The sequence below is a fragment of the Candidatus Enterococcus huntleyi genome (genome assembly GCF_009933175.1).
Lineage (GTDB): Bacteria > Bacillota > Bacilli > Lactobacillales > Enterococcaceae > Enterococcus_K > Enterococcus_K huntleyi.
The window spans coordinates 85,585-92,932 of the sequence record NZ_MAEJ01000028.1; the positions used below are offsets into that span (position 1 = coordinate 85,585).

Here is a 7,348-nt window from a genome sequence, read left to right on the forward strand (position 1 = left end):
ATAAAACTTTTAAATATTTGACATTTGACCTCAATCTTGATCCTTGAAATCGGTCATCGTAGAGATGTGTATAGATAAGTTCCCAAAAAACAGAGCAAGTTGAGAAAATCAGCTTGCTCTGTTTTGTTGCTTATTTTATTATTTAGCTTATTCTTTATTTTCTATATATTCACACCATTCACAAGTGATTGGCTCAGTTAGGTCTTGCCCATTTCCAGTGGCATACATGCCTAAAAAGACTCCTGTGAAGACGCCACCGACTTCAGTGGTAACGTATCGATTAGATGCCTCACCGATTGTCTGTAGCATTTCTTCCTCCGTGCCGGCTGCAAACTGATAGGTTTTCGGATTGGCACTTATTTGTAAATAAAGCGTATCATTTATTTCTTCAACGACAAGTTCCTTTGTGACGCCAGACAATTCACCGATCCGTTGGCGCAACAAGGCTTTGATTCCAGATGATTGTCTTTGGACCGCAATCTCGTAGTGATGGGCACGATTTAAGAAGACTGTTAGGCCGACTTCGGCACCTTCCACAAGATTTGAACTATCAAATTTAGCGGTCATTTGGCAATCGAATGCCTGCTGACGGCGCCCAATCCAAGTCACATTTTCTTGATCATCCAACGTATTTTTTTGACCCACTAATTGTAAACCATGCGCATCTTGGAAGATGTGTGCTGAATCGTTCTTATATAAAGTGTTCCAGGCTAGTCGTAAAGTCTCTTTTCCAAATTGTTCTTTTGAAGGAAGTTGTGCGACGGGTGCTTCAGGTAACTCATGCCCAACCATTTCTAAATCAACAGCTCCATTATTACCAAAAACCGGCCATTCACCTGACCAATCGATTGGGACTAAGAAGGTTTCACGACCTAAAAGATGTCGTTTTGGGAATTCATTCAATGGACGAATTCCTAGACAAACAGCCCACCAATTTCCATTTGAATCTTGTACTAAATCGGCATGACCGATGGCTTGAATTGCTGAAGGCAGGCTACGATTAGTTAGGACTGGATTATTTTCATAGGGTTGATAGGGACCTTCAATTTGTTTGCTACGAGCCATGGTAAACATATGACCATAACCAGTACCGCCTTCAGAGATAGCCAAATAGTAATAATCATCTTTTTGATACAAATGAGGGCCTTCTGGGTCAGCGGCGCCAATTCCTTCCCAAATATTTACTCTAGGCGATGTTTTGCCTGTTTCCAAATCAATTTCACAAAGGTAAATTTCTTTGTGCGTGCCCGTGTAATAAACTTTTCCATTCGTATCAAAGAGTAGGGAAGGGTCGATACCTGGCAAATCTAAGAAAATAGGATCTGACCATTCACCTAAAATATCATCTGTCCAAATCAAAAAGTTTCCTTGATTTGGTACATTCGTACAGACAACATAAAAACGCCCTTCATGATAACGAATCGTCGGAGCATAAAGACCAAACGCATTAGGTGCCTGATTTGACAGCTGAATCTGAGTCTTTCGAGTAATACAATGTCCAATCTGCTCCCAATTGACTAAATCCTTGCTGTGGTAAAGCGGAAGCCCAGGAAAATATTCAAAGGAGCTTGTTACTAAATAAAAATCTTCTCCGACACGACAAATACTCGGATCCGGATTAAAGCCTGTAATAATTGGGTTATTAAATTTCATGTAAACGCCTCCAGTTCTCTTTTCCTAAAATTACCATGAATTACTACCCTTTGATAGGGAAAAAATAGACATCATCATGGACAAATTAGTGGTTGAGCGCTAAATCAGCGACTAACTAAATAAATATTTTGTTCAAGGTACTGACAGAAACTCATTCGCACAAATAGCTAGCAGTTTAAATAAAAAACTTGAGAAACCCGTAGCAGCGGTTTTCTCAAGTGAGCTCATTATTTATTGCTGGAAGAATAACTGTCTTTTTTCACGAGAATATTTCATTATCATCAGTAATCCATAAACCAACAGACTAGAGAAACTTAAGACAATAATCCCCATTTGAAAGCTAATTTGTGCGTTGCCCGTCATTGAAACTAAGCTTTCAGTAATCACACTAACCGAATGAAAATAAGTGGTTGGTAAGACATGGAGAATTCCATTGAGTGGTTCAAAGTAGCCCGTTGCTATAACTAAACCGATAATCGCTACGATTGAGATGAACAACGTCGACAGATTACTTCTTGTCAGATCAGCAATCAAATAGACAATCAAAACAACGAAGACAATGGCTAACACCTGTAAGAGGCCAGCTTTCAAAATAATCTCACTCAGACTCAGCAGTCCAGTATAACCAACCGTCTGTTTACTGATAGGGTAGTGAAGAGAACCGATGCCGCCTGTAATTCCCGCAATCACTAAAGGGACGAGCAAAAAGAATAAGTAAAAGGCAAAACCAAATAACATCAGAAAGCCGCTTTTTTGTGTATGGAAACGCATGGCTGATTGAGGAAAACTATCTTCAATATCAAGCCTATCGATCATACTTACACATAACACGCTACTCAATAAGGCAATCAAACAAATCGAGAAAATGATAGGGTAGACCGAATCCATCATGCGATACATATAACCCAGACCCGTTTTCTCTTGCCCTGACATCTCAGGTGCTAAGTTCAACTCACCTAGCTTTTTGTACGTTTCATACGCCGTCATCACTATTTGTTGCTCAGTTGCTAGATTGATTCCTGATACGGACGCTGTATTTCTTTCGTACTCAGGATCGTTCACGGTTGGCAAGTCATACTGTTCCATCAAATCTGTCTCAATAGCAAGAGCCTCTTGCCAGTTTCCTTGCTGAGCAAATGATATTAAGTCTTTAAGAAGTGTTAGTCTAGCTTCTGTTTGTTTATGGCCGTCCATCAATTCTTCTCGTTCTGCTTTAGGCATTTCTTCATCCTCTAGCACAGATTCAAGGTTCATCAAACTAGTTTCTCTCATCGCAGCTTCCCGAGTTTTGTCATGTACATAGCCAGCTGTTGCAGAGGATCTCATATTTAATGAGAACAACACAAGGACTATAATCACGGGTAAGAGTAGCGGAATTAGGTTTAACCGAGTTTTTAAGGCTGTCTTCAGCAAGTACATCGAATAATTTTTCATGCGCTCACCTCAGCATCCAGTAGTTTAAAAATGCCTAATTCGAGGCGAAACTGTTGGTCACAAATAGAGAAAAATTCTTCACTCTCATGCGCTGAAAATAGAATGGCTTTGCCTTCAGCCTTTTTGATTGCTAATAGTTCTTCAAATCTTTTGATACTGGCTCTGTCTAAGCCAATCGTCGGTTCATCTAGCAACCAATAGTCTGCATTGGCAACCATATATAACGAAAGCAATACTTTTTGTTTCATTCCCAAAGAATACTTTTTTATCGGTGTATGTATAAATGAGTCCATTTGCCAATAATCGATGGCTTCTTTTATGTATTTTTTATCCGATTTCCACAGTCCACAAACCAGCTGTAGATAATCCCAGCCAGAAAGTGCCGGATTAAACCAAGTCGAGGACTCAAAATAATAAATTAATTTTTTTACTTCTTTAGCGGAAAGCTTTTGGTCCTTTTCAATCAGCTTAGCATGCCCAATTTTCTCATTCCTAACCCCAGCTATTGTTCGTAATAAGGTCGATTTTCCACTGCCATTTGGTGCCGAAAGTCCATAGATTCTGCCTTTATGTAAATCAAACTCAATTCGATCTGCCAGCAAAACATTTGTCATCAGCCTTAAATTTCTTATCTGTAACATCCCATCACCCTTTCATTTCCCTAACTCGTCTTGTTCCTAATTAAAATAATACCTCTTAATCATACGGAAGAATGCTTGAATTAAGAACCATCCATGCCCATTTTATAACAAAACTTAATAAATCCAATAAATATAATGATATATAATTCGAGTTTTATATAAAATCAGCGAGATATTTCTAAAATTTACGCATTAATCGACACTTGACTACAAAAGGGGGAGCCTGACTACGTATAAAATAATGATAGTTGTATAGGAATCTAAAAAATATCACAATGTATTTTTATGTATATTATTAATCAGAAGAAAAAAATTGACAGCTTATATTATTTTAATATTAATTCCTAAAAAACCAAAGAAAATCCATAAAAAGCTTAGGTCAAAACAAAAAATAATTATATTTAAAACGAAAAACTATTGCATAAATAAAAAATAAATGATAAATTAATGAATAAATATTAAAAAAGGTGGTTAAAATATGTTTAAAAACGCAATTGTTCGTATACCTGCTACAACTATTTCTGAAGGAATTACTAGTATTGATGAAGGGCAGCCAATTTATAGTAAGGCATTGGTTCAGCATGAAAACTATGTCAGTGCCTTGACTAAAGCCGGTGTAAACGTGACGGTTTTAGAACCTGTTGACGAGTTTCCTGACTCTTGTTTCGTCGAAGACGTGGCGCTATGTACCAGTAAATGTGCGATTATCACACGGCCCGGTGCACCGACTCGACAAAAAGAAGCCGAACTCGAGGATATGACCCAAGCACTACATAGCTTTTATGAGCATGTTGAAAAAATCGAAGCCCCAGGAACAGTCGAAGCAGGGGACATTATGATGGTCGGCGATCACTTTTATATCGGTTTATCTGCTCGGACTAATGCTGAAGGAGCGGCTCAGTTGATAGCAATCCTTGAGAAATACGGTTTGTCAGGTGAAGTTGTTCCGCTAAAAGAAGTCCTTCATCTTAAAACAGGACTGGCTTACCTAGAAAATAATAATTTATTAGTTGCTGGTGAATTCCAAACTTCGCCAACCTTTGAAAAGTTCAACAAATTAAATGTTGAAATAGATGAAGCTTATGGTGCTAACTGTATTTGGGTAAATGATTCGGTGCTCGTGCCAAAAGGCTACCCAAAAATACAGAGTAAGATTGAAGCATTAGGGTATAAAGTTCTAGTGGTAGACACATCGGAATATCGGAAAATTGATGGTGGGTTAAGTTGCTTGTCATTAAGATTCTAAAACGAGGGGGATTGTGAATGGAAAAGGGAGAGAAAAAATTAGGTTTATTTTCTTTAGTCGGGATCATTATTAGCGCGATTATTGGCGCAGGAATTTTTAACCTTATGAAAGAGATGGCCACCACTGCATCTGCAGGTATTACAATCATTGGCTGGCTAATTACTGGGCTAGGCATGGGTGCGTTGGTCTTTTGTATGCAACGATTGAGCATCAAACGACCCGATTTGGATGCTGGAATATTTTCTTATGCCAAAGCTGGATTTGGCGATTACATTGGATTCAACGCGATATGGGGTTACTGGATTTCTGTTATTGTAGCGAATGTTGCATTCGGCACGCTATTATTTAGTGCCTTGGCTTACTTTTTCCCGATTTTTGGAAATGGTCAAAATATTCCTTCTATTATAGGTGCAACGGTTGTCTTGTGGCTGATCCATTATGTGATTTTGAAAGGTTTGGACAAAGCGACGCTACTCAATACAGTAGTTGCGATAGCAAAATTAGTGCCTATCTTAATTTTTATTGTGTGTTTATTCTTCGGCTTCCAAAAAGAACTCTTTTTCTCAAACTTTTTCACAGCCTTCGATAGTAACCAAGTACCAATTTCAATTCTTGAGCAATTAAAAGGGACCGTTCTATCCACTGTTTGGGTCTTTATCGGAATAGAAGGGGCGATTGTCTTTTCCGGACGTGCAAAAAAACGAAGTGATGTCGGTAAAGCGACAATTTTAGGTTTTATTTCCGTTACCCTAATCTACATTTTTATTACTGTTTTTTCTTATGGTGTTTTTTCGCAAACACAGTTGCAAAATATACCCAACCCGGCAATGGCCTATGTTCTAGAAGCAATTATCGGGAAAACAGGTGCGATCATTGTGAACACGGGTGTCATTATTTCGATTTTCGGTGCTTGGATTGCGACTACTTTATTAGCAGAAGAAGTTGCCTTTCAAGCAAGTATTAGTCAGTTATTTCCTAAAATTTTTAGCAAACAAAACAAGAACAATGTCCCAGCGCATTCTGTAACGATTATTACCTTAATCGTTCAAGTTTTACTGCTAAGTTTTTTGATTACAGACGAAGCTTACTCGTTGCTGTCTAAACTATCTTCAGCAACTATTTTATTACCATACACTTGTGTTGCATTGTACCAAATTAAACTATCCATTCAACTAAAAGAGAAGCTTTTATCAAAAGATATCCTAATAGGTGTCCTAGCAACGCTCTACATGTTTTGGCTCATCTATGGTTCAGGAACACTGTATTTTATGCTAACTATTTTGACTCTTTGCCCAGGGTCTGTAATGTACATCTATGTAAAAAAGAAGAATTCGACAGATTTATTCAACAAGTATGAATGGGCCATCTTCAGTCTGATTAGTTTATTATTTCTCTATGGCATCTTTCAATTTTCAAAATTCGGTATGCTATAAGAAGCTGTTGTCGATGTTTTCTTCTATACTTTACTTTCTATAAAATCTAAGAATATACGACAAGCTTAGTATAGAAGGAAAGAGGGGAGGTTCAGCGTTATCAGTAAAGTAACCGGATGTGCTAAAGTATCAGAGGTCTAAAAGAATGTAAACTGATTACTGAATTAAAACTGCTGTGAGATTAGTGGGACTACATCGATTACTAAATTACGATGCGACAACCGGACAACAGAGAATAACGAAAAATAATCTATCAAATGACATTCTATGAGGCATCAGTCATAAATAATAACAAACAACTCATTTATTCTATTCATTTAAAGAGTAAATGAGTTGTTTGTTATAGTCTTGTGAATACTTCACAAATTACCATAAATTTTTCTGGTTATCAGATAATACTTTAGACAATTTAGCAGCATCCGTAAACAATCGATGATTCAGCAGCATTTAATGGATACCAATCCTATTAAAGCAATTAGTCATTCTAAGCACGATAAACTTGTTCATTTATCGAACCAATGCCAACTATAAACGCTACTCATTAATTGTTACCGCAAAATGACTAAATCTATTAGATGCTCAGCACGATACCGCATGATGCATCATTGTTCATACTAAGAATCAAGTTAGCTATGTAATGATCTATAAGTTAGTGTAACCTGGCTTATCTAAACACGGAGTTGCTGATCTTTAAAAAATTATTTGGGACATTGTATTACAAATACTTCGTACGAGGATTCATCTAAACAATATAAAAGACAAACAAATATAAAACCTAACGCAAAACTAACAACAAGTTAAATAATAGTTAGCTATAGTGAGAAATTATCACTTTTTAGCTAAAAATGAGCAAACGAACACGTAAAACGAACGATTTAAAGAAATATTCAAGATACATACTATTATACAACTCATTACATTACTCCCGAATACTAGAATAA

General features: G+C 37.2%; 5 protein-coding genes. 2 read left to right on the top strand and 3 right to left on the bottom strand.

Features of this window, described 5'->3' with window-relative positions; genetic code table 11:
• Positions 1–147: 147 nt before the first annotated feature.
• The 3 genes from BAU15_RS12260 to BAU15_RS12270 all read right to left on the bottom strand — a co-directional run bounded on the left by BAU15_RS12260 (position 148) and on the right by BAU15_RS12270 (position 3,701).
• Positions 148–1,653, bottom strand: coding sequence for a glycoside hydrolase family 43 protein (locus tag BAU15_RS12260; RefSeq protein WP_161843037.1), 1,506 nt, complete (start codon positions 1,651–1,653; stop codon positions 148–150).
• A gap of 231 nt (positions 1,654–1,884) precedes the next feature.
• Complete coding sequence (locus BAU15_RS12265; protein WP_161843038.1) at positions 1,885–3,087, bottom strand: hypothetical protein; 1,203 nt, start codon at positions 3,085–3,087, stop codon at positions 1,885–1,887.
• Positions 3,084–3,701, bottom strand: coding sequence for an ABC transporter ATP-binding protein (locus BAU15_RS12270; RefSeq protein WP_161843039.1), 618 nt, complete (start codon positions 3,699–3,701; stop codon positions 3,084–3,086). Before BAU15_RS12270 ends, BAU15_RS12265 begins: the two co-directional genes overlap by 4 nt.
• Positions 3,702–4,206: 505 nt before the next feature.
• Between BAU15_RS12270 and BAU15_RS12275 the strand changes: the two genes are divergently transcribed.
• Positions 4,207–4,974, top strand: coding sequence for a dimethylarginine dimethylaminohydrolase family protein (locus tag BAU15_RS12275; RefSeq protein ID WP_161843040.1), 768 nt, complete (start codon positions 4,207–4,209; stop codon positions 4,972–4,974).
• A 17-nt stretch (positions 4,975–4,991) separates the two neighbouring features.
• Positions 4,992–6,407, top strand: a complete 1,416-nt coding sequence (locus BAU15_RS12280; protein ID WP_161843041.1) for a basic amino acid/polyamine antiporter — start codon at positions 4,992–4,994, stop codon at positions 6,405–6,407.
• The last annotated feature ends 941 nt before the right edge of the window (positions 6,408–7,348 follow it).

Coding starts and splice junctions, on each gene's coding strand:
- BAU15_RS12260 (WP_161843037.1), bottom strand. CDS start 1,653: ATGAAATTTAATAACCCAATTATTACAGGCTTTAATCCGGATCCGAGT.
- BAU15_RS12265 (WP_161843038.1), bottom strand. CDS start 3,087: ATGAAAAATTATTCGATGTACTTGCTGAAGACAGCCTTAAAAACTCGG.
- BAU15_RS12270 (WP_161843039.1), bottom strand. CDS start 3,701: ATGACAAATGTTTTGCTGGCAGATCGAATTGAGTTTGATTTACATAAA.
- BAU15_RS12275 (WP_161843040.1), top strand. CDS start 4,207: ATGTTTAAAAACGCAATTGTTCGTATACCTGCTACAACTATTTCTGAA.
- BAU15_RS12280 (WP_161843041.1), top strand. CDS start 4,992: ATGGAAAAGGGAGAGAAAAAATTAGGTTTATTTTCTTTAGTCGGGATC.